Annotated in this window: 19 protein-coding genes; 11 read left to right on the forward strand and 8 right to left on the reverse strand. The window is 45.0% G+C overall.

Annotated features, from left to right (window positions below):
* Positions 1-97 precede the first annotated feature (97 nt).
* The gene (gene pabB / locus AB4133_RS03700; protein ID WP_017065426.1) at positions 98-1,477 is read right to left on the reverse strand and encodes an aminodeoxychorismate synthase component I; all 1,380 of its coding nucleotides are present in this window, start codon (positions 1,475-1,477) and stop codon (positions 98-100) included.
* A gap of 254 nt (positions 1,478-1,731) precedes the next feature.
* Here pabB and AB4133_RS03705 point away from each other — a divergent pair, with 254 nt between their 5' ends.
* From AB4133_RS03705 to AB4133_RS03720, 4 genes are all read left to right on the forward strand, one after another.
* Entirely contained in the window at positions 1,732-3,249 is a 1,518-nt protein-coding gene (locus AB4133_RS03705; RefSeq protein WP_372223988.1) for a fumarate hydratase, read from the forward strand.
* A 164-nt stretch (positions 3,250-3,413) separates the two neighbouring features.
* A complete protein-coding gene (locus AB4133_RS03710) occupies positions 3,414-3,599 on the forward strand; it encodes a hypothetical protein (RefSeq protein WP_004734731.1) in 186 nt (61 codons plus the stop codon).
* A 224-nt stretch (positions 3,600-3,823) separates the two neighbouring features.
* Complete coding sequence (locus AB4133_RS03715) at positions 3,824-5,197, forward strand: YcjX family protein (protein ID WP_017067718.1); 1,374 nt, start codon at positions 3,824-3,826, stop codon at positions 5,195-5,197.
* A 14-nt stretch (positions 5,198-5,211) separates the two neighbouring features.
* Positions 5,212-6,264, forward strand: a complete 1,053-nt coding sequence (locus AB4133_RS03720) for a YcjF family protein (RefSeq protein WP_372223989.1) — start codon at positions 5,212-5,214, stop codon at positions 6,262-6,264.
* Between the two features lie 56 nt (positions 6,265-6,320).
* Here the strand turns inward: AB4133_RS03720 and traF are convergent, their stop codons facing one another.
* Positions 6,321-7,469 (reverse strand): conjugal transfer protein TraF, encoded by a 1,149-nt coding sequence (gene traF / locus AB4133_RS03725; protein ID WP_029236450.1) that lies wholly within the window; start codon positions 7,467-7,469, stop codon positions 6,321-6,323.
* A gap of 265 nt (positions 7,470-7,734) precedes the next feature.
* Here traF and tyrR point away from each other — a divergent pair, with 265 nt between their 5' ends.
* The 4 genes from tyrR to AB4133_RS03745 all read left to right on the forward strand — a co-directional run bounded on the left by tyrR (position 7,735) and on the right by AB4133_RS03745 (position 10,995).
* The gene (gene tyrR, locus AB4133_RS03730; RefSeq protein WP_136974821.1) at positions 7,735-9,279 is read left to right on the forward strand and encodes a transcriptional regulator TyrR; all 1,545 of its coding nucleotides are present in this window, start codon (positions 7,735-7,737) and stop codon (positions 9,277-9,279) included.
* Between the two features lie 18 nt (positions 9,280-9,297).
* Entirely contained in the window at positions 9,298-9,885 is a 588-nt protein-coding gene (gene rimJ / locus AB4133_RS03735; RefSeq protein ID WP_017070888.1) for a ribosomal protein S5-alanine N-acetyltransferase, read from the forward strand.
* 152 nt (positions 9,886-10,037) lie between these two features.
* A complete protein-coding gene (locus tag AB4133_RS03740) occupies positions 10,038-10,511 on the forward strand; it encodes a DUF2947 domain-containing protein (protein ID WP_017060433.1) in 474 nt (157 codons plus the stop codon).
* A gap of 268 nt (positions 10,512-10,779) precedes the next feature.
* Entirely contained in the window at positions 10,780-10,995 is a 216-nt protein-coding gene (locus tag AB4133_RS03745) for a hypothetical protein (protein WP_012604204.1), read from the forward strand.
* Positions 10,996-11,166: 171 nt separating this feature from the next.
* Here AB4133_RS03745 and AB4133_RS03750 read toward each other — a convergent pair whose 3' ends face one another.
* From AB4133_RS03750 to AB4133_RS03760, 3 genes are all read right to left on the reverse strand, one after another.
* A complete protein-coding gene (locus tag AB4133_RS03750; RefSeq protein WP_372223990.1) occupies positions 11,167-14,007 on the reverse strand; it encodes an Hsp70 family protein in 2,841 nt (946 codons plus the stop codon).
* A gap of 153 nt (positions 14,008-14,160) precedes the next feature.
* Positions 14,161-16,119, reverse strand: coding sequence for an Hsp70 family protein (locus AB4133_RS03755; RefSeq protein WP_017065433.1), 1,959 nt, complete (start codon positions 16,117-16,119; stop codon positions 14,161-14,163).
* Positions 16,119-16,751, reverse strand: a complete 633-nt coding sequence (locus AB4133_RS03760) for a DUF2760 domain-containing protein (protein WP_017060436.1) — start codon at positions 16,749-16,751, stop codon at positions 16,119-16,121. The genes AB4133_RS03755 and AB4133_RS03760 overlap by 1 nt, the downstream gene beginning before the upstream one ends.
* Positions 16,752-17,099: 348 nt before the next feature.
* On the opposite strand from AB4133_RS03760, the gene AB4133_RS03765 reads away from it, so the two are divergent.
* Both AB4133_RS03765 and AB4133_RS03770 read left to right on the forward strand, forming a co-directional pair.
* Positions 17,100-18,638, forward strand: a complete 1,539-nt coding sequence (locus AB4133_RS03765; RefSeq protein ID WP_372223991.1) for a diguanylate cyclase domain-containing protein — start codon at positions 17,100-17,102, stop codon at positions 18,636-18,638.
* A gap of 87 nt (positions 18,639-18,725) precedes the next feature.
* Positions 18,726-19,256 carry a 3'-5' exonuclease gene (locus AB4133_RS03770; RefSeq protein ID WP_017068784.1) on the forward strand — a complete coding sequence of 177 codons (531 nt, stop codon included), beginning with the start codon at positions 18,726-18,728 and terminating at the stop codon, positions 19,254-19,256.
* 122 nt (positions 19,257-19,378) lie between these two features.
* Here the strand turns inward: AB4133_RS03770 and AB4133_RS03775 are convergent, their stop codons facing one another.
* From AB4133_RS03775 to AB4133_RS03785, 3 genes are all read right to left on the reverse strand, one after another.
* A complete protein-coding gene (locus AB4133_RS03775) occupies positions 19,379-19,828 on the reverse strand; it encodes a TerB family tellurite resistance protein (protein WP_372223992.1) in 450 nt (149 codons plus the stop codon).
* Between the two features lie 159 nt (positions 19,829-19,987).
* A complete protein-coding gene (locus AB4133_RS03780) occupies positions 19,988-22,015 on the reverse strand; it encodes an alkaline phosphatase family protein (RefSeq protein ID WP_372223993.1) in 2,028 nt (675 codons plus the stop codon).
* Between the two features lie 101 nt (positions 22,016-22,116).
* Positions 22,117-22,569, reverse strand: a complete 453-nt coding sequence (locus AB4133_RS03785; protein ID WP_102428589.1) for a hypothetical protein — start codon at positions 22,567-22,569, stop codon at positions 22,117-22,119.
* Between the two features lie 81 nt (positions 22,570-22,650).
* On the opposite strand from AB4133_RS03785, the gene AB4133_RS03790 reads away from it, so the two are divergent.
* Complete coding sequence (locus tag AB4133_RS03790) at positions 22,651-23,979, forward strand: MipA/OmpV family protein (RefSeq protein WP_017060442.1); 1,329 nt, start codon at positions 22,651-22,653, stop codon at positions 23,977-23,979.
* Positions 23,980-24,071: the final 92 nt, after the last annotated feature.

Raw genomic sequence — 24,071 nt, forward strand, 5'->3', positions numbered from 1 at the left:
ACGATCCTTCGGTTTCTTTTTATATCGAACTTTTGCTAGCCGTTAAGCTACGGAACTCGTCATTAAGTCGCGGAACTCGCAGTTAATGACACTAGGTTTAGCAATCTTCAAGTACCGGTAGAATTCGACTCAGCTTATCCAGTGTTTCTTGGTATTCAGAAGCACAATCACTATCAAATACCACACCACCGCCAGCCCAAGCATAAAGCGTGTTGTTCTCGGCGACTAATGTACGAATGGTAATACTGGTATCCATTCTGCCATTTCGGCTGATGTAGCCAATACTGCCGCAGTACGCTGAACGTCGATGCGGTTCTAACTCTTCAATGATCTGCATCGCGCGAACTTTTGGTGCGCCAGTAATCGAGCCTCCAGGGAAACAGGCTCTCAGAAGGTCAGTTGCAGAGTATTGGTCATCAAGGTCCGCTCGTATCGTGCTCACTAAGTGGTGCACGGCAGGGAAGCTTTCAATATCGAAGAGCTTTGGTACATGCACTGTGCCCGGTTTTGCTACTCGGCCAATGTCATTACGAAGTAGGTCGACGATCATCAAGTTTTCCGCCTGATCTTTATCGGCGCTTGCTAGGTCTTGCGCGTTGGCATTATCAATCATCGGGTCCTCAGAACGAGGTCGTGTGCCTTTGATTGGCTTGGTTTCAATGACGTTGTCTTTGAGTTCTAAGAAACGCTCTGGCGAAACACTGATGATTGCGCAGTCGGCCAAACGGATAAAACCCGAAAAGGGCGCTGAGTTGTACTGTTCTAACTTGTCATAAGCCAGCCATTCACTACCTTGGTATTGGGCATTGAAGCGCTGAGCTAAGTTAATCTGATAGCAGTCCCCGGATAACAGGTACTCTTGAACACTATCGAACTTAGTGGCGTAGCTCTCTTCGCTCATATTGGATTGCCACGGTGTGGTTAACCCAAAGGGCGCATGTGATAGGTGTGATTGAGCCATCTGCTGCATTAGCCAATCATGATGTTCATCGATATTGCTACCGACAATACACGCCGTTTTCAATTGGTGGTCAACGATAACAGCCCATTCATACAAGCCAACTGCCATGTCAGGTGCTTCAATATCACGCTTTGCGAGTGATGGAAGTGTCTCGACTCTGCGCCCTAAATCATAGCTAAAATAGCCTAAAGCGCCGCCAACGAATGGCAACTGAGTGTGCTCTTTAGTCGCAGGCAATAATTGTTGCTGATATTGGTCGAGTAGTTCGAAAGGATCAGAGTCTGAAACCTCGCACGTCTCATTAACATTAACGGTCGTTTCTGCACCGATTGTCTCGAAGGTGGCGATGGGTTGAGCAACCAAAATATCGTATCGACTATCAACGTGGCTTTCTGAAGCGGAGCGTAATAGCATTGCCCACGGCAGGTTTTCAATATGGGAAAACAGCTGTTTAGCTAAAGTTGATTGATATTCAAGCGGCTTGATTTGGATAGAGCGAAATTCGTTGTTATTCATTTGTTTAATTTGTGACAAAGAGTTCGATCACTGCATGGCGTGTGAGAGGAAGCAAGAGTATCATAAATTGAAAATAAAATGGGTTCTTGATTAGAACGGAGTAATCCAAGTGGTTTAGTTTAAAGCTATGCAAGCGATTGCTAAAGCAACTAAATACAGCTCAACACAATAAAAAGCTAAACCACCTAATTCGATTTGGCACATATAGTCAAACTGTGAACCCACATGGAACCAGAACAATAAAGAGGCATGCAATGACGGTTATTCGTAAGCAAGATGTGATCAGCAGTGTCGCTGACGCACTTCAGTACATTTCTTATTATCACCCTTTAGACTTTGTCCAAGCCCTAGAAAAAGCGTACGAGAAAGAAGAGAGCCAAGCAGCTAAAGATGCGATCGCTCAGATTCTTATCAACTCGCGCATGTCTGCGGAAGGCCATCGTCCAATTTGTCAGGATACGGGTATTGTTACTTGTTTCGTGAACATCGGTATGGATGTTAGGTGGGAAACGGATCAAACAGTACAACAGATGGTTGATGAAGGCGTTCGTCAAGCTTACAACAACCCAGATAACCCATTGCGTGCATCTGTCCTAATGGACCCTGCAGGTAAGCGTATTAATACCAAAGACAACACACCAGCGGTTGTCCACATTAATATGATTCCAGGCAACAAAGTTGAAATTCAAATCGCGGCTAAGGGCGGCGGTTCTGAGAACAAAACCAAGATGGTTATGCTGAACCCTTCTGATGATATTGCAGAATGGGTAGAGAAGACGCTACCAACAATGGGCGCGGGCTGGTGTCCACCGGGCATGCTTGGTATAGGCATCGGCGGTACGGCTGAGAAAGCAGCAGTACTAGCGAAAGAATCTCTGATGGAACACATCGATATTCAAGATCTTATCGACAAAGGTCCAGAGAACGCAGAAGAAGAGCTTCGTTTAGACATCTTCAACCGTGTAAACAAGCTTGGTATTGGTGCACAAGGTCTTGGCGGTCTAACGACTGTGGTTGACGTTAAAATCAAAACAGCGCCAACGCACGCAGCCTCTAAGCCTGTTTGCTTGATCCCAAACTGTGCAGCAACACGTCACGTACATTTCACATTAGACGGCAGTGGCCCTGCAGAGCTAACACCACCTAAGTTAGAAGAGTGGCCTGATATTACTTGGGAAGCCGGCGCAAATACACGCCGTGTTAACCTAGATGAAATTACTAAAGAAGACGTTCAAGAGTGGAAGACTGGCGAAACGGTTCTTCTATCAGGCAAGATCTTAACCGGTCGTGATGCAGCGCATAAGCGTATTCAAGGCATGCTTGAAAGTGGTGAAGGTTTACCTGAAGGCGTCGACTTGAAAGGTAAGTTTATTTACTACGTTGGTCCTGTTGATGCGGTACGCGATGAAGCGGTTGGTCCTGCTGGCCCAACAACCTCTACTCGTATGGATAAGTTCACCGACATGATGCTAGAAGAAACCGGCATTATGGGCATGATTGGTAAAGCAGAGCGTGGCCCTGCAACGGTTGAATCAATCAAAGAGCACAAAGCGGTTTACCTAATGGCGGTTGGTGGTGCAGCTTATTTAGTCGCAAAAGCAATTAAAAAAGCACGCGTTGTTGCGTTTGAAGATCTCGGTATGGAAGCGATTTACGAGTTTGAAGTTGAAGATATGCCTGTAACGGTAGCGGTTGACTCTAACGGCGTGAACGCACACCAGATCGGCCCTGACACGTGGAAAGTGAAGATTGCTGAAGCTGAGAAAGCGTAATTAATCGACGCCAAAAAATCGTAATTGTCGCTAACTTCAGCGTTTGAATTGCAATTTTTGACAGAAAGTTAAAGACAAAAGTGCAGCATTATCTGCACTTTTGTCTTATTATCAATGATATAGTGATAAACACATAGTTTGATATAAGAACATAGGAGAGAGGAATGCCTCGTTTTATTCAGATCCTACAGATTATCTTGGCAGTGGTGATTGGTGCTTTTGTTGGCTACGACCTGATCTTGAAAGGGATCAGTATCTTTGATAATAAATACGTGACGATTACATGTGCGCTTTGGCTAATTGCAGAGATTGCACTGTTTGTTATCTACAAGTTGATTGAAGACGATTAGACGTCGGATATTGTGCAAAAATTCTAAAGCCCCTGATTATGAATGTAGTCAGGGGCTTTTATTCATCTAGCATTAAGAATGTGTATTGCATACTCATCAACATAAGCAAAAGCATACATATTATCCCAACGGGGAAAGAACATAGGCTTGCCTTTCTATTATCATAACCAGCTAGCCTTTCTATTATCATAACCAGCTAGCCTAACTATCACGGAGTCGTTCAAATGAAACACCTAACTCAAGAAATGAGTGACTTTATAAGCAGAGGAACGGATTCTCATATTCGAGTAGCGGTCACGGGGCTCTCTCGTGCGGGTAAGACAGCATTCATTACTTCGCTGGTTAATCAGCTTCTTCATACGTCTACCCACAAAAACTTGCCACTGCTTGCATCGGCGAGAGATGGAAGAATTATTGGCGCAAAGCGTATCCCGCAACACAACATGATGATTCCACGCTTCTCTTATGATGAAGCGATGGAGTCGTTGAATGCACAGCCACCAGAATGGCCAGTGCCAACGCGTGATGTCAGTGAGATTCGTCTAGCAATCAAATATAAGCCTGCGAAGGGCGCGAAAAAGCTACTGAGTAAAAACAGCACCCTTTATCTCGATATTGTCGATTATCCAGGTGAATGGCTGCTTGATTTGCCGTTACTGGATATGGACTTCGATACCTGGAGCCAATCTCAGTTTGCCGCATTGAAAGGCGACAGAGAAACTTACTCGCAACAGTGGAACGCCATGCGTGGTGATATCGATTTGCTAGCAGAAGCGGACGAAAAGAAACTGGTCGCGATTGCCGATAGCTACACTCAGTACCTTCATACTTGTAAAAGTAACGGGCTGCATTGGGTACAACCGGGTCGATTCGTATTACCCGGTGAGCTTGAAGGCGCGCCTGTGTTGCAATTCTTCCCGTGCATCGCACCTGAGGGTAAGTTCTCAAAAACAAGTAACTATGCGGTACTTAAAGCGCGTTATGAAGAGTATCAACAGAAGGTCGTCAAAGCGTTCTACAAGAATCACTTCGCGACGTTCGACAGACAAATCGTGCTAGTGGATTGCTTACAGCCACTTAATGCGGGCTATGACTCTTTCATGGACATGCGTGGCGCGTTAGAACAGTTACTTAAGAGCTTTAAGTACGGTCGAAGCAATATCTTAAGACGTTTATTCGCGCCGAAGATCGACAAGATCTTGTTTGCAGCCACAAAAGCTGATCACGTGACACCGGATCAACATCCGAACTTGGTGTCACTGTTACAACAGATGGTGCATCCAGCTTGGCAGCAGGCGGCGTTTGAACACATCGACATGAGTTGTATGAGTATCGCGTCTATTCAAGCGACCAGCGCGGGTTATATCTCGTCGGGTTCAGACAATGTTCCGGCGTTGCAAGGTGTGACTTTGGATAATGTCCCTCAAACCATGTATCCGGGAGAGGTGCCGCGTAAGTTGCCTAATAAACAGTATTGGGAAACCAACCAGTTTGATTTCACGAGCTTTAGACCGATGGAGCAACATTCCGATGAGCCTTGCCAACATCTAAGAGTCGACAAGGTTTTAGAGTATCTCATTGGCGACAAGTTGAAGTAATTGAGGCAATCAAAATGAGTGAATTAAAAACAAAGCAGGTCTTTAATGAACCGTTGAAGACCTCTTTTGATGAGCAAGACAAGAGTGACGTTGGCCCGGATTTAGGCGCTCAACAACTGTTCACAGAGCAAGAGAAATTTGTCCCTGTCGCACCGCAAGTGAAAGCTGATCTTGATGGTGAAGCTGAGCAGCAATTGGAACAAGTGATTCGACCGAGCAAAAAGAAGAAGTGGTTTGGAACGGGTTTATTGGTCGCTTTCTCTGGCCTAGTTGGATGGCAGGCAATTGATTCGGTCATTACCGCGATTCAATCGGCTGACTGGCTGGCGTTAGGTTGGGCAGGCTTCATTGCTGCCATTGCTTCATTGGGTTTAGGCGCAATAGGCAAAGAGCTGTGGAAACTGCGTTCACTTAAAGATCACTTTAGTGTGCAAGAGCAGAGTGAAGCGCTACTCCAAAGTCAAAGTGTCGGCAAGGGCAAAGCGTTCTGTGAAAACATCGCCAAGCAAGGCGGCATTATCGCTGAGTCTCCTTCGTACGATAAGTGGCGAAACAGCATTAACCCTGCACACAGTGATGCAGAAGTGTTGGATATGTACGATGCGTTAGTCGTGAGTCAACAAGACAAAGTAGCGACTCAAATCGTCACTAAGTTTTCGACCGAATCGGCGGCTTTGGTCGCGGTGAGTCCATTGGCGGCGGCTGATATGTTGTTGGTGGCTTGGCGAAATTTCACCATGATAGACAAGCTTGCTGATGTGTATGGCATTGAGCTTGGCTACTGGTCTCGCATTAAGCTATTTAAACTGGTGTTAATCAACATGGCCGCTGCAGGAGCAAGTGAGCTCGCGATTGATGCAAGTATGGATCTCGTCTCGATGGATCTTGCAGGCAAAGTCTCAGCTCGAGCAGGGCAGGGGCTAGGTGTCGGTATCCTTACTGCAAGACTGGGCTTAAAAGCCATGACATTGCTGCGTCCTATGCCTTGGCATAACGAACGAAAAGTAAAACTGGCAGACCTCCGCAAAGCCGTCCTATCTGAAATAAAGCGTATCACTCTCAAATAACAATACCGCACCCACAAAATGGGTGCGGTTTATTTAAATTGTTCTTTTGGCAGAGACTAAAAATGCATGATGAGCTGAGCAGAAGCCCCGTAGTTATTATCTTTGCCTGCTTGTGCCGCTAAATCGAATCCAAAGATACCGAATGGTTTAAAGCCTAAGCCTACAGTGGCTAGGTCATCTGCATAGTTAGTTAAACTATGCATATAGCCTAAACGAAGTTGAGCCCAACTGAATGCATCAAGCTCAGCGCCCACTTTTGCATACTGAGTTTTGTAGTCGTACTCTTTAAAGTGCTTGACGGCGTTTAAATCAATATCCGCTGTAAGGTTGTACCACGATTTATCATAGGAAATACCTAATACATATTCTGGTTCAACAAGTACCGTTGCTTTTTGTCCCATGTGAGTTTTAGTTTTTAGCTTTTGTGACAGGAGGTTCTTAGCAGACAACCCAATAATGGTGTTATCTCCCCATTCATAAGCAGCACCAAAATCTATGTTGAATGCGGATTTTTCTACGTAATCCTCTTCAATATCAAAGTCGTCATCTAAATCATCCAGTGTTTCAACGTAGTTCAGACCATAAATTCGTTGGTATTTGGGTGAAATACCCAACATAAAATCGTGTTCTTGAAAAGTAAATGTATCAGCAAAAGTAAAACCTACATCAACAATTGCTATACCAACCGCTTGACCACTTGAGAGCAGTTCTGAATCTGTAGGGTTATCATTTTGTAAGTCATCATCATTCACATTGAATCTAGCAATGGTGGCTACTTGAGATTTAATGAAGAAGTTGGTGCTCAGGTGTTTATTTGGAATAGCGAATACTGTACCTAGATTAGCTTCTACGTTTAAGTTTCCGTTATCTAGTTGTTTTAAAGCTTTGCGCCATTCCTCTAATAGTTCTTCATTCCCGGGATCAAATTGCAATCGATCATCAATATCTTGGAAGTGATCCAACTTGTCGATCATGTCATCTGCATCATGAACCCTTGCTCCGAGAACGGGAAGAATTAACCCAAAGTTATCTCCTTCTTTATAACGAGCCGCTAAAGCAGGATTATGAAAACTGGATGTTAGGTAAGAGGCTGACGCAGCTCCAGTGCTGCCCATGCCAACACTTCTTGTATCGAAAGAAGTCATTGCAAAACTAGACGCAGAGAAGGTACTGATTATTGTGAGGAATAGTTTAGAGTATTTCATATTTAAGCCGATGTTTTTATACGGAACAATATAGGCTATGGGTGATTTGACTTTAGTTCCATAAAATAACCATTTATAAAGTAAGGGAATGTTGCGAGGTGTTACGGTTGGAAATGTTGATAAGTGTGGTGAATGGTTTTAGATCTTTCTAAGGTGTTGATATCTAAAAATTGAATAGATATATGATAACTCTTCTTCTTGACTGAACTCAGAGCTTAATCCACACTACTGTCAACTTATCCTGACACCTATAATAGGACTATTTGTGCGTCTTGAAGTATTGTGTGAAGACAGACTCGGCTTAACGCGTGAGTTGCTCGATATCTTGGCCTCAAAAAGCATTGATTTAAGAGGAATCGAAATTGATGTTAAAGGTATTATTTATCTAAACTGCCCTGATATTGATTTTGATGCTTTTAGTGAACTTATGGCTGAAATTCGCCGAATTTCAGGTGTGAAGGATGTACGTAAAATCCAATTTATGCCAAGCGAAAGGCATAACACAGAGCTGATTGCTCTGCTGGCAAACCTACCTGATCCTGTGATTGCGATTGACCTTAAAGGCTCAGTCGATATGGCTAACCACGCCGCATTGAGCCTCTTCAACAAACAAGAAGATGAAGTCATCGGTGAACCGCTCGCGACGTTTGTTCCTAGTTTTAACTTTGCTCGTTGGATCGAAGGCGATGTAACGCGCCATCGTGAAGTTGTCGTGTTGGATGGCTTAGATTTCTCTATTGAGATCCTGCCGATTTACCTTGGTGGTGATGTCAACGAAGCGGTACTGGCAAGCGCAGTAATGACGATTCGTTCTTGTAATCAAGAGATGAACTCGCCAGATTCAATCCCAGAACAGAACAACCTGGGTTTTGAACACTTTGTTGGTGTCTCTAATCGCCATAAAGCCTTGATCAGCCAAGCTAAGAAATTGGCTATGCTGGATCAGCCTCTATTAATTGAAGGCGATACAGGTACGGGTAAAGAGATGCTGGCGAAAGCGTGTCATAACCGTTCAAATCGATCGTCTTTCCCATTCTTGATTCTAAGCTGTGCATCGATGCCTGATGACGTAGCGGAAACGGAATTGTTTGGTCATGCGCCGGGTTCATTCAACCATGAGCAAGGTCATAAAGGCATTTTCGAGCAAGCGAATGGCGGTACGGTATTTTTAGATGAAATTGGCGAGATGAGCCCGCATCTTCAAATCAAGCTGCTGCGTTTCCTCCAAGATGGTTCATTCCGTCGTGTTGGTGAAGAAGAAGAGATGCACGCGGATGTTCGTATTATTGCATCAACGCGCCACCGTCTTTCTGAATTAGCCGACTCGGGTTCGTTCCGTGAAGATTTGTTTTACCGCTTGAATGTACTGACTCTGTCTATCCCTGCATTGCGTGAACGCTCAAACGACGTAGCGCCACTGTTGGAACTGTTCGTTGCAAAGTACGCGCAGCAGTTAGGTATGTTAAAACCAAAACTGACTCAAGAGTTAGTCGACCAGCTTGGTAATTACCAATGGCCGGGCAACATTCGTCAGTTAGACAACATGGTTCTACGCGCACTGACAGAGTTGGATTCAGACACGCTAACGGTTGAGCAATTCCACTTGCCACAGCTTGAAACAATGACGGCAGGAATGGCGAACCTGAGCTTAGATGGTTCGCTCGATGAAATCATGAAAGACTATGAATCTCAGATTCTAGAGAAGCTTTATCAGTCTTTCCCATCAAGCCGTAAGCTAGCAAAACGTTTGAATGTATCTCATACCTCAATTGCGAATAAGCTTCGTGATTACGGTATCAGAAAGAACTGATCGAATAAGAACAAGATTATGGAAGATTTGAGTACACCAGAGCGCATTTATAAGCATGATGGTAGTCTGATTTTACGCACGGCTGAAATCGATGACGCTGGCATGATCAGCGAGTACTTTCAGGTTAACAGAGAGTACCTGAAACCTTGGGAGCCGATACGCGAAGATGCGTTCTTTGATAGAGCGAGTTGGGCGCAGCGACTGATTAAGTTAAACGAGCTTCATAAAATGGGGCTAGGCTATTACTGTTTACTGATTAACGCTGACTCTAATGAAATGTTAGGCACCATATCGTTCAGTAATTTGTCGCGTTTCCCGTTCTACGCTTGTAATGTCGGTTACTCATTGGCGCAAAGTGCACAAGGCCACGGTTACATGCGCAGAGGTTTGAGCATGGCCAAAGACTACATGTTTGATGTGCAGAACATGCACCGCTTAATGGCGGGCTACATGCCTCACAACGAACGCAGTGCTGGTGTATTAGAACATCTTGGTTTTGTCCGAGAAGGTTTTGCTAAAGACTACCTACAGATTAACGGTAAATGGGAAGACCATATACTGACGGCATTAGTTAACCCAAACTGGGAAGATAGACGCGCTGTATAGAGATCAATAGTCATTAGGCGTAAGTACCAATTAAGCGTAAATACAGATTTAGAGGCAGTGACGACATAGATAAAATGAAACCGTCACTGCATCAAAAAGAACAGATAGGCATGGTAAATCCATCAGCCTGAGCAGATATTTGAGGAATTTTGATGTCATACACAACTTTGGACGAATACCAAAGAAAATGGATTTTCACACACCAGTCAATGCCGCTTCCGGCAGAGGACTTGGAAAAGATTAAGCCAATGACACAGGCGAGAGCATCTCAGTTCTGGAAAGAGAACGTGAGCCCTCAAAGCCCAGACGCAGAACGACTGAGCTCGCAAGACTGGCCAAGCAAAGCATCGAACTGGAATGAAGAGATCAGTTGGATGGCGCATTGGGAAGCGGATGAGCCTGAAATGCCAGAAGAGATTCTTAACTTTATTGATTGGCAAGATGACGTAACTGTTTATTTTTGTTACGAAAAGTACAATGTTCTTGAAACCAAATGGGCGATTTTCAAGAAGCATTGGAAGAACTTCTTGTTCTACGATGATGGCCCGATTCTAATCGGTCGTCGTCGTTCAGAAGCCCTTTGGTTTGCTACCAATGGCAAGGTGAAAATTGGTAACCGTGCTTAACCTCGGTGTGATTTAATCGAGCTAGTGCTGGTAATCCGAGCAACAGATAGATAAACAAAAAGCGAGCATCGAGCTCGCTTTTTTTGTGCCTAATGATCTTCGAAGATTATGGGGAAAGACCCACTATTTGAGCCCAACTAAAGGTGACCATATCCACTCATTTAAAGCGAGTGAATTACGAAATTGAGATCGCTATCTCATTGGGTTAGTTGAAGTTTCATGGGGTTGAGCTATCTTTATATTACTGCCTTAGTGGAGGTGAAGTATTATGATTTGGGATACTCTCGAACGTGTAAATAAACTTCGCAAGGAAGCAATGGAGGATCCAGAGTTTTTGGATTCAGCAAAAATGCATGAGGAATGGCTTTTAAGCGAAACTCATAATCAATCGAACAAAGGAGCAAAAGAGAAGAAACCGAAAAAACTATCTGACATTTATGAAAATACGGATTTTCCTATCAACCCAACTGGAACCAAACATTAACAATGATGAACTGCAACACGGCTAAGGCTCTTAACCAAAAAGCTATAAGTCGATTACACATACCAGCCTTAAGCCACCAATAAAAAAGCCACTTTCAACGAATCGAAAGTGGCTTTTTCTTTTCTTGCTAGCTTCTTTACCATTAGCAACGAAAGCTAATCGTTTTCAAACCTAGTTATTGATTAGGCTTAATCCGCTTGGTAACGCATCACCAAACACACGCTTAGATTCACTCTCAGAAAGCTCAGTCACTTCACTCACTAGTGTTAACCATGAGTCAGGTACCTTGCTTTGCTTAAGCTTCTCAATCACTTGATTGCGATAGTCGTCAGAGATATCAAACTGACGGTCACCGGTTTTTCGACAAATCATCACCGCTGCGAAGGCGATCATCTGCTCTTTCTGCCAGTTCTGTTCAAGCAGTTTTGGTAACCACTGTTCAGCTTGCTCTCTAGGAATTACGCTGTGTTGGCTGCCATACAAAGGCGTTCTTGATGCTAATCGTCCTAGCGCCCACCAGTGAGCCTGTTCGAACTGGTTATGGTTAATCGCTTTGCTCAAGAACCAGCTTGCGAGCAGCACTTTGTCTTCCACTTCAAGTTGCTCAAGCGACGCCGCTAAACGAACCATGGCTTCATAACCATTATCTTGCGCATCTTTGGCTGTCTTAGGGTTCTTCATTGCACCTGGGTGAAGGTATTTAGCGATGTCAGCCAAGATACTCTCTTGCTGCTCTTGGTTTAGCCCACCAGCGACACGACGCCAGAATACCCACCAGTCTGTCCAGCCTTGGTGGTTCTTGAACTGAATGTTCTGTTGGTAAAGGCCCCAAATCTGTTCGATACGCCATGAGTCAGTCGGATCGCCAAAGCCAGGACGTAGCGAGTATCCCGCCAAACGTAGCCAGTTCTTCTCGTGTGCTTCTGAGCGGCGACGACGTTTACGACCTAATGAGAAGGTATCAAATAGATGACGAAGGGTCGTGAAGTCCCATTCATCGCGTTTACCTAGTCGCTTCTCAAGATCTTTCGATAGTGTTTTGATCTCTTTCGATTCAGCACTCTTCTTGTTGCCGCTGTACAGGCGAGAAATCAACTCCTTACACTCTTCCAATCTTGGGTGAAGCGCGGAGGTATCAGATTCATCGCCTTGCTTGTTTCTTACTTCAAACTCAAGCAACCAACGCTTAGAGCCATCTTCTATACTCACACACTCCATTTTCAATGTGCCGACTTCGGTTAACTGACAAGCGAGCAGTACTTCAACACGCTCTTTTTGGTTGGCTTGAAGTTCTGCAGTACCTGAGCCTTCCAGCGTAGAAATATACGGTGGGAGAGGGGAGAACAAGTCGGCATCCACATTGACCATCACACCGTTTTGAATGGCGGTGTCATGAGCAATTTGATCGTGTGTTGAAGTCAGAAGATTAAATCGTACTGGCTCACCTAAAGTCAGCGAGAAACGACGGCTGTTCAAGCGTATCTCTTGGCCTTCTTCGGTTCCTTTGGCAAGCAGACAAAGCGCTTTACCCATCTTGTTTTTCTCTTGCAGATGCAAGAAGTAAGAACGTGCAGCACCGCCACCGATTTTCAGCTGTGCACCGCGGCGTGCTTTACCAAAGGCAACCGCGCCAAGGGCAACAGACCAATCTGGATGAGGGTTATCAAGCACTGTGATAGGAGAACCGTTCCAGTTGCCCAGTAGCTGAGTAATTCGCTCTGTTACCAGTTCACTGTTAAACACACCACCATTGAGCAGCACGCCAACTGGAATTGCAGGTTTGGTGTCATCGAACTCAATAGAGTCTGAGTTTTCCAATGCGGCTTTAGACACTTGTTGGTGCGTTGCTAGGAATTCTGCAACGTGCTTACTCACCGCAGGGTCAGCCACGTAAGGCAGACCAAACTCAACCACAGCACTGCGGCGTTTGTCGGGTGTTTCAGTAAACTCAGAAAGCGGGAAGAAACCTTCCAATGCGATTTGATGGACTTCTTGTTTAGTTAAACCAATACTCTTAGTACCGCCAAGCAGTTTTGAACCGCTGCCCAGCATGGTGATCTTCACATCATCGGGCGCATTGGCAGAAAGCAGGCTCTCTTTTGCGGCGCGAGTCTGTTGAATCAGTTTGGTTAGGCTAGAGGCATTCAGCTTTTTGTTTTGATTGAAGCGTTGCTCTGCAAGGTGGGCAAGGGCTAAATCGAGGTTATCACCACCAAGCATCAAGTGTTCACCAACACCAATACGGTCGAGTGCGAGCTCGTTATTACCGTCGCTGTTCGCATCGAATTTGGCTTCAATTAAGCTTAAATCGGTGGTACCACCTCCAACATCACACACTAGAATCAGTGGGATTTGTTGAAGTTCATCGGCTGCGGTTTGTTGGTGACGGGCATACCAGTCATAACAAACGGCTTGCGGCTCTTCGAGTAATAGAATCTTACCTAAGCCCGCCAGTTCTGCGGCTTCGAGTGTTAGCTTGCGTGCTGTCTCATCGAAGGAAGCAGGAACGGTAACCACAACATCTTGGTCTTCAAGCTTGTTGCTCGGGTTACGGTAGTTCCATGCTTGGCGAATGTGGTTGAGGTAGCTTGCACTCGCCACAACTGGCGAGACTTTATCGACATCTGCTGCGCCTGTCCAAGGCAGAATGTCGGAGTTACGATCCACCGCTTGGTGTGACAGCCAACTCTTAGCACTCGATACTTGGCGGCCTTCAACCTTAGCGCCTAATTCACGTGCCCATTCACCGACGATAACGTTCTTAATATCGCCTTCAACGGGGCTTGGTTCCCACGGCATTGTCAGGTCAGAAGGGGATATTTGACCTTGTGCTGGGTGGTAACGAAAGGATGGGAGTAAGGGCTTGCGAACCACTTCACCGGGGCCGATGAGTTGGTCAATATCGAAAAGAGAAACGGGAGCATGTTGTAGGTCGTCGTTGATTTCACAGTAAGCGACAACCGTATTGGTTGTACCTAAGTCAATGCCGACTAAAAAACGAGGAGTTGCCATACAAAACCTTATTCTTCCAGAGTGATGACCAGTTTTTTGATAGCTTTGGTCTTATTGTTGTTATTCGTAAACGTCATTCCTGAGAAACAGGCAGGACTAGATTGAGAAATGCATTGATAAAGTAACGGCACCCGCTAAGGTGCCGTTGATTCATTATGCTTGTTCGTTTGAGTCGTTATTCGAGTCTTCACGAACATCGAACTCAACGTGCCACTTCTGACCGTTGTCAGTAGCAATCGCTTCTAGGTGTAAGGTGCCTAGCTCAGTAACGCGAGAAGCCAAAGTCACTGGAACCACTTCACCTTCGCGACGGCCTTCAGAAACCGGCAATGTCACTTGGATTTCAGGAAGCTCATCAAGCTCTTCAGGCGCCCAGTGATCAAGGTGCGTACCCGCTTCATCTTCACGACGAATGGTTGAACCGAAGAACTGGAAGTGTACTGGCTGACCAATCACTAGACCGAATTCTTGGCTAGGTACTTGTACGCTTGAACCTTCTTCCATACCAAATGGTGCAACACACAAAGCTTCCATCGGAGGAGCCATACCTGGGATAGCTGGCATCGCGCTTTCAATTCCTACGTAGTAAGAAGAAGCGATACCACCGCGGATACGAACGCCTTGGCCACGACGAACTGCGCCGTAGTATGAAGCGCCACTTGCAACCGCTAGGTCTAAATCTAAACCTGAAAGCTGTTTTGCGAACTCTTCGTCAGCATTGATCAACCATTCGTTGATCGTATCTGAAAGACGATCAGCAAGTAGGTTCGATTTTAGAACACCACCATTGAACAGGATTGCTGTTGGCTTGATGAAGTCTGCCGCTGGCGCTTCTGACCCTTGCGTACCGGGCATACCGGGCATGTTTGCAAACGGGTTGAAATCTTGCTGAGCCGTTTCGCTATTTCCAGAAAGCGCGTTCGCTTGCTTAGAAAGGAATGCGGCAATGTGACGAGTAATACCTGCGTCTTGAGCGTAAGGCAGACCCATTTGAGTCAGTGCGCCACGCGTCTTTTGTACAGGGTGCTCAGTTACAGCAACTTTAGGGAAGAAGCCGTCCACTAATGTTTGTTGAACTTCTTGCTGAGTCAGTTCTGTTTTCAGTGTTGCGCCAAGCAGTTTAGAACCACGGCTTGGAACAACGATAGGCACAGATTGCAGTTCAGCATCGTTAAGCAGTGCTTCTTTCGCATCACGACATGCGTGAGTCATTGCTTGAACCTGCCAAGGAGCCAGTTCTTTGCCTTCTTGCGCCAGTTTCATCTTCAAGCGGTAAGCCAGTGCTAAGTCCATGTTGTCGCCGCCAAGTAGGATATGTTCACCTACTGCGATACGGTTCAGGCTTAGGTTGCCGTCATCTTGTGTTACTTCAACTAACGAAAGGTCGGTTGTACCACCACCGATATCGACAACAAGAACGATGTCACCAACGTTTACTTCATCACGCCATGTGTCGTTGCTGTTATCAATCCAGCTGTACAGAGCCGCTTGTGGCTCTTCAAGAAGCGTTAGGTGAGTGAAACCAACATTACGTGCAGCTTCTGCTGTTAGGTCACGAGCCGCAGGATCAAACGAAGCTGGAACCGTGATCGTTACATCTTGGTCTGCCAGTTTGTGTTCTGGGTTTGCGTGGTTCCATGCGTCTTTAAGATGCTCAAGGTACAATTCAGTTGTCTTAAGCGGAGATACTTTTTCAACTTCTTCAGGGCTGCCTGCAGGAAGGAAAGCATCGCGACGGTTAACACCACCGTGGCATAACCAAGATTTTGCACTTGCTACCAAACGGATAGGGGTTTTAGAACCAAGGTTACGAGCAATTGCACCCACTAGCGCTTTTGGCTCTGAAGACCAAGGAAGAACGCGAGAGCCCGCATTCATTTCATGTTCGTGCGGTTGGTATAGGAACGAGCCAAGTTGGCTGCGAGTTTCTACTGTACCTGGCGCCGTCAGTTGAGGGATTTGCATCACCTCAACGCGAGCGTCTTCATTGCTTGTGTCGATGTAAGACAAAACGCAATGTGTAGTACCTAAATCGATACCAACACTGAACTTGGGTGCCTGGTTTTGCTCTTGAGAAGATGGCTCTTGAGCTGAATGACTTTGGTGTTCCATTATAGCTCCACCTCTGCCGGTGCAATTACAGATGCATCGTAGTTTTCAGCAAGCTTAGGCAGGTTCATGTCAGTTGCTTTCCAACCTTTGTGAACTAGTGTGCCGTTGAATGGTGCATTGCCCGTTACGTTGCCAGTTAGGCGAATTTCTTGAGGGTTGAAACCTTCAGCGATAGTGATACGTGTTTCTTCATCTTCAGTGCGGATGTGAGACAGCGTTACGTAATCAGCCAATACTTTTTGACCGCCAGTGTGAATAACACGAGCTGCTGCGCCAACTTCTTCATCAGAGAATGACGTTAGGTCTTCTTTTAAGAAGTCGATAAGGCGCGCTTCTTGCTGCATGATAGACAGTAGCTGCATTGCTGAATCAGTAGGTGCTGTAGCAAGCTTAGATTCAACTTCTACTACTTTTTCGATCACACGTTCAACTTCTACTACTTTCTCTACTTCGACAATTTTCTCAACTGGCTTTTCAACTTCAACGACCTTTTCTACTGGTTTTTCTACGACTTTCTCAACCACTTTGGTTTTACGAGAAACGGCAATTAACAGTAGTAAAACGCTTGATGCAGTTAGGCCTGCGTGAAGCATATCAAACGTTTGTGGGATTAGGTTCAAATCAACGATCATAGTGATTTCTCTTTAAAATTGATTTAACGGTATATTCGTCGGTTCAAAGGAATATACAGGTTGGAAAGAAACTCATTGGCACTAAGCCGAAACGGTCACTTTCAAGCTATAAATATGGATGGATACTAGCATATTCAAGGCTTAAGAGTGGTATTTAATGTTTTTAATCAAGTGGGTTTTTGGTGTGTTAGCTTGAAATTTAGTCGAGATTCGGTCGAATATTGGTCGTCGATGTGAGGGCAAGGTAAACAATGCCCGTTTTATGTCAGTTTTAAGACTAAACAGAAATGGAGCATGATTCCCTTCCGTTATATACTTTTAACTCATTAGAGACTATTTGGAAGCCACATGCCGCACACTACCGACCCCATAACAGGGTTGAAGAAACGAACTTTGCCGTTAGTTGTCTTTTTTGCCACATTTTTGATGACGGTGTTGTGTTTTGTTTTGGTTGCGGCGAATCAAAATAGGTCTTTGAATGAGAATCTGGCTAGCTTTGCTCAGCATCAAACGCTCAGTTTAAAAGCGTTTATTGATAACGATGTTGCTTATATCGGTTCCGGTGCGAATTTTTTCTATTCTAATGATGTCGATAGTCGGGACCGATTTGATCGTTTTGCTCAGCAAACGATTAACGGCTCGAAAAGCCTGATCGGATTGCAGTGGATGCAAAAAGTAGCGGTAGAAGATCTTGCCGAGCACACCGCCAAAATGAAAGCTCAATACCCATCCTATAGAATGTTTACTATCCCTAAACATGGGCCAAAAACTTATGGTTATGTCTTGGATGGCGAGCCCGTATTTATCGCGACAGATATTTATCCGAATGATCCAGTGAACAACGGTGTTTTGGGTTTTTACTCTTCTCGTGAGCGGTTTAATCTGGTCATTGATAACATTAAAAAAACACGTGAAGCGAATATTTCAGACAAAGTTCGTCTGTTGCAAGACGGTTTAGACAGCAACACACCTAAGAGCGGAATGTTGGTGTATCACCCTGTCTTTGAGGGAGAGAGTGACAACTTACTCGGCGTTGTAATTGGTGTTGTTCGTACCACATATTATTTTGAGAAACTTCTGGCATCTACTGTCGGCGATATGGACGTTTATGTGCGTGTTACCGATAGCGGTTTTGAAGCTGAAGATGCCCCGATAATGTTCGAAACCAATGGTTATGAAGCGGTAACTGGGCAGCACATTACAAAGACGATTACATTAACTAACCGTGAATGGATTATCGACTTCAAGATAGATGCATGTATTTCATTTAATGGTTACTTAGTGTTGGCGGGAATCGGCATAGTTGGTACCACTATCTCATTGCTGCTTGCTTATATTGTGAACCTGCAAATTCGAGAGAAAGAGCGCTTATATCGAATGATTGATGAAAGAACAGAAGAACTTCGCTTTCTTGCCAATCATGACAGTTTAACGGAAATTTATAATCGCCGAGCTTTTAATAAGATGCTTGGTCAATCGATACAAAGCGATAAGCCGTTTAGCTTAATAGTGTTTGATGTTGATAAGTTTAAAGAGATCAATGATAAGTTTGGGCACCCAGCCGGTGATGCGTTACTTATTCATGTGATTAAGGTTATCTCAGTGAGCTTGAAGTCTGGAGATAACCTATTCCGGATGGGAGGGGATGAGTTCGGTATCATTTCGAGCATCACTGAACATGACTCATTGTCTCGCTATTTAGAATGTATTTTAGATACGGTGAGTGAGTCTCATTGCGAGCATTCTGGCCAGCTATTGAGTTGCACTCTAAGCATCGGGGCTACCATCCGCACTAATGAAGACATTGAAGCGCTCCTTCAAAAAACTGACAGCATGTTATACCTAAGTAAGTCAAATGGCCGAAATCGAGTGACAATTGCAGGCTAAATGAGCACTTGATACAACTAGGGTCGAGTTCTGTATTGGGCTCATGTACAATTTCACAAAATTTTTGACGAGAGAATTAGGCGACGTATGAATCACAATCGAGTTGTGTGTTTCGATTTGGAAATGTGCTGTTGGAGCGAAGACGGTGTGGGAACAACAGGAGAGATCATTGAAGTTGGTCTTGCTGAGATTGATCTAGCATCCGGCACTATCGTGAAGCGAGCGCAATACTACGTTAAGCCAGAGAAAGACGAAGTCTCTCTATTCTGTGCCGAGTTAACGGGCATTACACCTCGCAAAATCGAAAAGCAGGGTCGCCCATTAGAGTCTGTTATCAAGTCGATGATTAAGAACTTCGGTGGTCCCAAAAAAATCTATGCAGCGTGGGGACGTGACGACCTCATTTTACACAAAGAGTGTATTGAAAAAGGCATTGAACCTCCGTTTAGCGAGTTCTTAAACATCGCAACGCTTTACCGTGTTCAGAATCGCTTGAAAGACAAACGCATTGGTCACCGCGCTGCTCAAGAAGCCAAAAATATTGAGTGGGAAGGTCGTCAGCACTCGGGTTATGTCGATGCTTATAATCTTGCGAAACTCACATTAACTATGTTGTAGCTAAATTTTTAGCTCCTCTCAGCCCTGTTTAGTCAGCTTTCAGTTTACCGATTCAAAAAAGCGACCGGTTTCTTAACCCGTCGCTTTTATTTATTTCAGTTTCCAATTCATTATTTCAGGCACTAATTTTCGCCTAAAACACTTAACTTACTCTTGATGAAGTCACAGTGGTCGACGTAGAGCAGTTCTGCTGTTTTACGGATCACAGAATCTTCGATAGGGTCAATTTCCCCGTCGGCATGCGCTACTTCCCACATCGCTTTGATTAAGTCGATTCGCACTGGCTGAGATAGGTCTCTGAGTTGCGATGTAAAGTCATACAGCGATACTGATAGCTCTACTTTCGGCTCTGCTTGCGCGAGCAGTACCTTTGCTTGTTCTTCATCTAAATCCAGCAAACGCTGCAGAAGCTGTAGCTTAGCGACTCTTTCTGATTCATTGATCTGATGGTCGGCACCCGCGACTTCACACAACAAACTCGCGATGGCGATATTAGGTGATGTGCCTTGGTTTTTGCTTAGGTCCTGGCCTTCAATCAATTGTTTAAACATTGATGTGAGAGAATTGAACATAACGAGCTCCAGTTAAAATTTGTATCGAGTTCCGTAACGCTGATAGCTATCAACTATAAACATAACCATAAGCATAACTATTGGGTCTACAGAGTGTGATCGCAAGCGTCTTTACTAAAAACTGACATTACGGATACGCGAGCGATAAGGAGCATTTTATCAATCGGGCTCTGGGAAACGGGTAATTTTACCGTCGCCACTGAGTGTCGTGATCGATTGCGGTTTCCCATCAGTGTCTAGCCTCAATTCTCCAATCGCACTGCGGTTTGAAAGGCGATAGAAGGTCTGATTGTCAGGGCTTCGCTTTTCGATCTTCAAGCGTTTACGCTTAGTGAAGTAGTTCAAAACTGAGCGAGGGCTGTATAACAGGCGGTCCCATACATCGCAGAATTTAAGCAGCGGAGCAGGGAACTGATTTTTAATACCACTGCAGGTGATTTGATAGATGTTCGGGCTGTTGCGACGATACCTAAGCTTGATGTCATAAGCGAAGGAGTAGTGAACATCGCCAGAAAGTACCACGAAGTTGGTCGGTGTTTTGGTATGGGTAAAGATGCTAATCAGCGTATTAGCACTGCCCGGATGTGCCATCCAGTTTTCAGCGTCAATCACTAATGGCTTGCCGATTGTGGTCGCCATCTTTTGCAGTGTTTCAATAAACTTCACGCCAAACATCGGTGCAGCAGAAACGATCACCACTTTATCTTGATTCATTAACTGATGTTGAAACTCAATCAAGGCTTCCCAGTCCATTAAACCTGAAGGCTTGTTCATGCGTGACTCTGAACGCCAACGACGCGTACGAGTATCCAACACAATGACTTTGGGTGAGGTATCTATTGTGTAATGCCACTCTTCAAAGCGGCTCAGCATCTCAATAAAGGCTTGATGCTTGTCTGGCTCGATGTTGCCAATAGAGTGAGTAGTCGCTGCATTGCCGGCTTCATTATGAGTTTGTTTACTAATGCGCGGTTGTTTAGTAATGAGCGGTTGAGCGACAAAAAGCTGTTTTGCTTGCTCGATAAACGTTTCATCGAAGCTCTCCGGTTTGTTACCCCAACCTTGACACATCCAGTAAGCCGCAAGGCCGTTACCAATGACTTGGGTCGCGAACTGGTTTTGGTCGACGGCATGCTCCCAACCCACGGTAAGGTTCCAATCATCCGTCACATCGTGATCATCGAAGATCATGTACGTTGGAATATGCGCGAACAGACGTTGCACTTGCGGTAAGCCAGCAATGAAATCATCCATGATGACGCTTTCATCACGCCATTGTTGCTGCTCAGTCGGTGTTAATTGGCGTCCACCTTGAGTGAAGTTATTCTCAATTAAACGCTCTCGATTGACGCATTGCCACAGTGTCGGAGACCAAACCAATAAGTACATCGCGATAAACTCAGACAGCGTGACCAAGTGGTTTTCACAATCGGTAGAGCTAAAAATCGGCACGCCACGGTTCGGGAATAACTTATCGAGCATGGATTCTGAAGCTGTGTGGTGCGGCAAATAGTGATGACGCTGGTATAAGTGGTATTCACTGTTATACAGAGCGTCACTGTTGTTGATTTGTTTAATTTGCGAGTCAGTCGGTAAGCTTTCGCCTACAAGGCCAAGCAGGTGAATCACTTGTTGAATAGCATCAAGTGTTGGGCCTGCCACATGGTCGGCGTAGATCTGATCGCCGCTCATCATCAGCATGTCGGGTCTTTCAGCGACGGTTTGATCGGCCATCTTGTTATCGGCTGCAACTAGGCTGTCTTTGCTTGGATGATGCGGGTTGCGGCAAGAGCCATGAAGAATGTAATCAGCTGAGGTCGATATCTTAAACTCAACGCGAGATTTACCGTTGTAAACAAGGTGAGGGGCGAGCTCTTTTAGTGAACCTGACTTTGTGTGAATATCATATTCAAGCCGCGTATTAGTCGGAAACTCGCCTTGTAAGCGAATTAGCGTTATCCACGCATGTGTACCGATTTGAATCGAATCATGTTCTTCAAGCGATGAGGTATAAAACGGCTGGTCTTGTGCTGCTTCAGAATCGTCTATTTCTTGAGTATGAAGCTCGGCTCTGCCTGTAAGAGGCGAGCTGGTGGCTAACCAAAGTACCACTTCAGTCGCGGTGGTTTTTCTTAAAATGGGTCCGGCGAGTAACAGGGGAAGAGATGATGTCGTAGAGGGTTTCAATACGGTACCTAAAATCGTTGGTGGCTAGTCGTCGTGGTGTTCTTTTGTTTCGAGCTTGTTCGTGTCTGGCTTTGTGGTTCCAAGCGTTGATGCTTCAAATTCTACTGAGTCAGATTCTGTTGATTATGCTCTGCAATCTCAGGCTCTGTCGTTTCAGATTCTGTTGATTCAAGAACTTCGATAACTTCTGAGCTAGAAAGTTCATGGCCCATTAGAAATATTGCCAATAGGGCATCGGCTTTGGTCTTGGTATCGGAAGGCTCGTCTAATAACAGTTCGAGCTTTTCTCGAATCATAGCAATCTCGTGCTCAACAAAGCCACGGCCTTCTTCATCCCCTTGATTGTCTTCAGGGGCATTATCGAATTCAAGAAATAGCATGTCACCGTCTAGGTTGGTATCCACCAAACGCTCAGGCAACCACGCCTCACCCATAACAATATCTGGATCGGAATCTTTGGGTAAGTGATCTATAATGTTTTGTAATTCGGAGACTTTCACAATACTTTCATTTAACCGAGAATATTCTACATTGTAACGGTCAATGCCGAGCAAACCTAAAAATAGTTAGCCGTCATGGTTAATAAATGTCTAATCAGTAAAACAATATTTTTTTCAAAGAGTAATTACACAAGAATGAAGCTCAAATATTTACCGACTCTTCCTTCATCTGGATTGGTTTTACTAGGTAGCGCTTTCCTAAGTGGCATTTTCGTAAGTGCTAATGCGTGGGCCGCTGAAGAGCAAGAGTGGGGCATCGCTGCAATGTTCCGTACAGCAAGCATCCCTTATGACACGTCTGGTGGCGACCAATCGGTTAGCTCATTCGTACCGATGCTGTTTTTCAAGAACGATTATGTGTTTATTGACGGTACTGAGATGGGGGTATACCTCTATCAAACTGACGATGAGAAGTGGTCTTTCAATGCTATATCTCGCATGCGCTTTATTGATATTCCTGCATCTGAGCAGAACGCGATTGAAGGCGATACGGCGGACTTTGGTGCTCAACTGACCTACCAACTTGATGATTCTTGGTCTGTCGAGACGGAGTTAATGAGCGACAGTGAATACAACTTCCACGGTAACTTACGAGCTAAAGCCAAGTATGAAACTGGAGATTGGGAGTTTTACCCGAGCGCGACGCTGCGTTATAAAAGTGCTGATTTCAACAGTGAGTATTACTCCGCATCTAATGAAACCATTGGTGCTGGTGTTGACTTAAATGTCGGTGTTGAAACGCGTTACCATGTGGTTTCTAACTTGTACTTATTGGGTTCAACCAGTGTGACTCGATTGGACGATAACGCTTACGATTCTTCGATTGTTGAAGACCGTTATCAGGGGGAATTGTACCTTGGCTTTGGTTTCTTTAACGACAAAGAGAAAGCGCCAAAACCTAAACTGAGCAATGCGCCGTACTTACGTGTCGCACACGGCTGGGGAACGCCATCCAATATTGGCGACATCATGAAGTTCAATCGAGAGAAAGACGAATACAACAACCAGTTGACCTCGTTCTTCTATGGACACCCGTTAACCGATGAGATCTTCGGTTTGCCACTGGATATCTATTTAACCCCAGGTATTGCGCACCACTGGAGCTCAGACGTTCAATCAAGCAGCACCGAATACATTATCGCAATCAAGGCGTACTACACCTTTGATTGGCCAACTCAGTGGCGTGTTGGTGTGGCAGAAGGTATGTCTTACATCGATTCGATTACCTATATCGAAGGCTCTGAGATGGACCGTAAAGGTTACACCGCAAGCCATCTATTGAACTACTTAGACTTCTCATTCGATGTCAACGTTGGCGACTTGATTGGTAAGAATGACTTGAACAACTTATGGTTCGGTTATTCATTGCATCACCGTTCTGCAATCTTTGAAAAATCCTCTCAGTATGGTCGTATCAAAGGCGGTAGTAACTACAACACGGTTTACTTCCAATATGAGTTTTAAGCGCAGTTTTTAACGTTAGCTTTAAACCAGAGTTGACTAAGTACGAATTACATTTGACCGCGCTTTCATAGCTCCTGCGAGTGTTAGCGAGA

The sequence above is a fragment of the Vibrio sp. 10N.286.52.F8 genome (genome assembly GCF_041468745.1).
GTDB classification, from domain to species: Bacteria; Pseudomonadota; Gammaproteobacteria; order Enterobacterales; family Vibrionaceae; genus Vibrio; species Vibrio crassostreae_C.

Excerpts from the sequence above, each read along its gene's own strand:
- pabB (WP_017065426.1), bottom strand. The coding sequence starts at position 1,477 with ATGAATAACAACGAATTTCGCTCTATCCAAATCAAGCCGCTTGAATAT.
- AB4133_RS03705 (WP_372223988.1), top strand. The coding sequence starts at position 1,732 with ATGACGGTTATTCGTAAGCAAGATGTGATCAGCAGTGTCGCTGACGCA.
- AB4133_RS03710 (WP_004734731.1), top strand. The coding sequence starts at position 3,414 with ATGCCTCGTTTTATTCAGATCCTACAGATTATCTTGGCAGTGGTGATT.
- AB4133_RS03715 (WP_017067718.1), top strand. The coding sequence starts at position 3,824 with ATGAAACACCTAACTCAAGAAATGAGTGACTTTATAAGCAGAGGAACG.
- AB4133_RS03720 (WP_372223989.1), top strand. The coding sequence starts at position 5,212 with ATGAGTGAATTAAAAACAAAGCAGGTCTTTAATGAACCGTTGAAGACC.
- traF (WP_029236450.1), bottom strand. The coding sequence starts at position 7,469 with ATGAAATACTCTAAACTATTCCTCACAATAATCAGTACCTTCTCTGCG.
- rimJ (WP_017070888.1), top strand. The coding sequence starts at position 9,298 with ATGGAAGATTTGAGTACACCAGAGCGCATTTATAAGCATGATGGTAGT.
- AB4133_RS03740 (WP_017060433.1), top strand. The coding sequence starts at position 10,038 with ATGTCATACACAACTTTGGACGAATACCAAAGAAAATGGATTTTCACA.
- AB4133_RS03745 (WP_012604204.1), top strand. The coding sequence starts at position 10,780 with ATGATTTGGGATACTCTCGAACGTGTAAATAAACTTCGCAAGGAAGCA.
- AB4133_RS03750 (WP_372223990.1), bottom strand. The coding sequence starts at position 14,007 with ATGGCAACTCCTCGTTTTTTAGTCGGCATTGACTTAGGTACAACCAAT.
- AB4133_RS03755 (WP_017065433.1), bottom strand. The coding sequence starts at position 16,119 with ATGGAACACCAAAGTCATTCAGCTCAAGAGCCATCTTCTCAAGAGCAA.
- AB4133_RS03760 (WP_017060436.1), bottom strand. The coding sequence starts at position 16,751 with ATGATCGTTGATTTGAACCTAATCCCACAAACGTTTGATATGCTTCAC.
- AB4133_RS03765 (WP_372223991.1), top strand. The coding sequence starts at position 17,100 with ATGCCGCACACTACCGACCCCATAACAGGGTTGAAGAAACGAACTTTG.
- AB4133_RS03770 (WP_017068784.1), top strand. The coding sequence starts at position 18,726 with ATGAATCACAATCGAGTTGTGTGTTTCGATTTGGAAATGTGCTGTTGG.
- AB4133_RS03775 (WP_372223992.1), bottom strand. The coding sequence starts at position 19,828 with ATGTTCAATTCTCTCACATCAATGTTTAAACAATTGATTGAAGGCCAG.
- AB4133_RS03790 (WP_017060442.1), top strand. The coding sequence starts at position 22,651 with ATGAAGCTCAAATATTTACCGACTCTTCCTTCATCTGGATTGGTTTTA.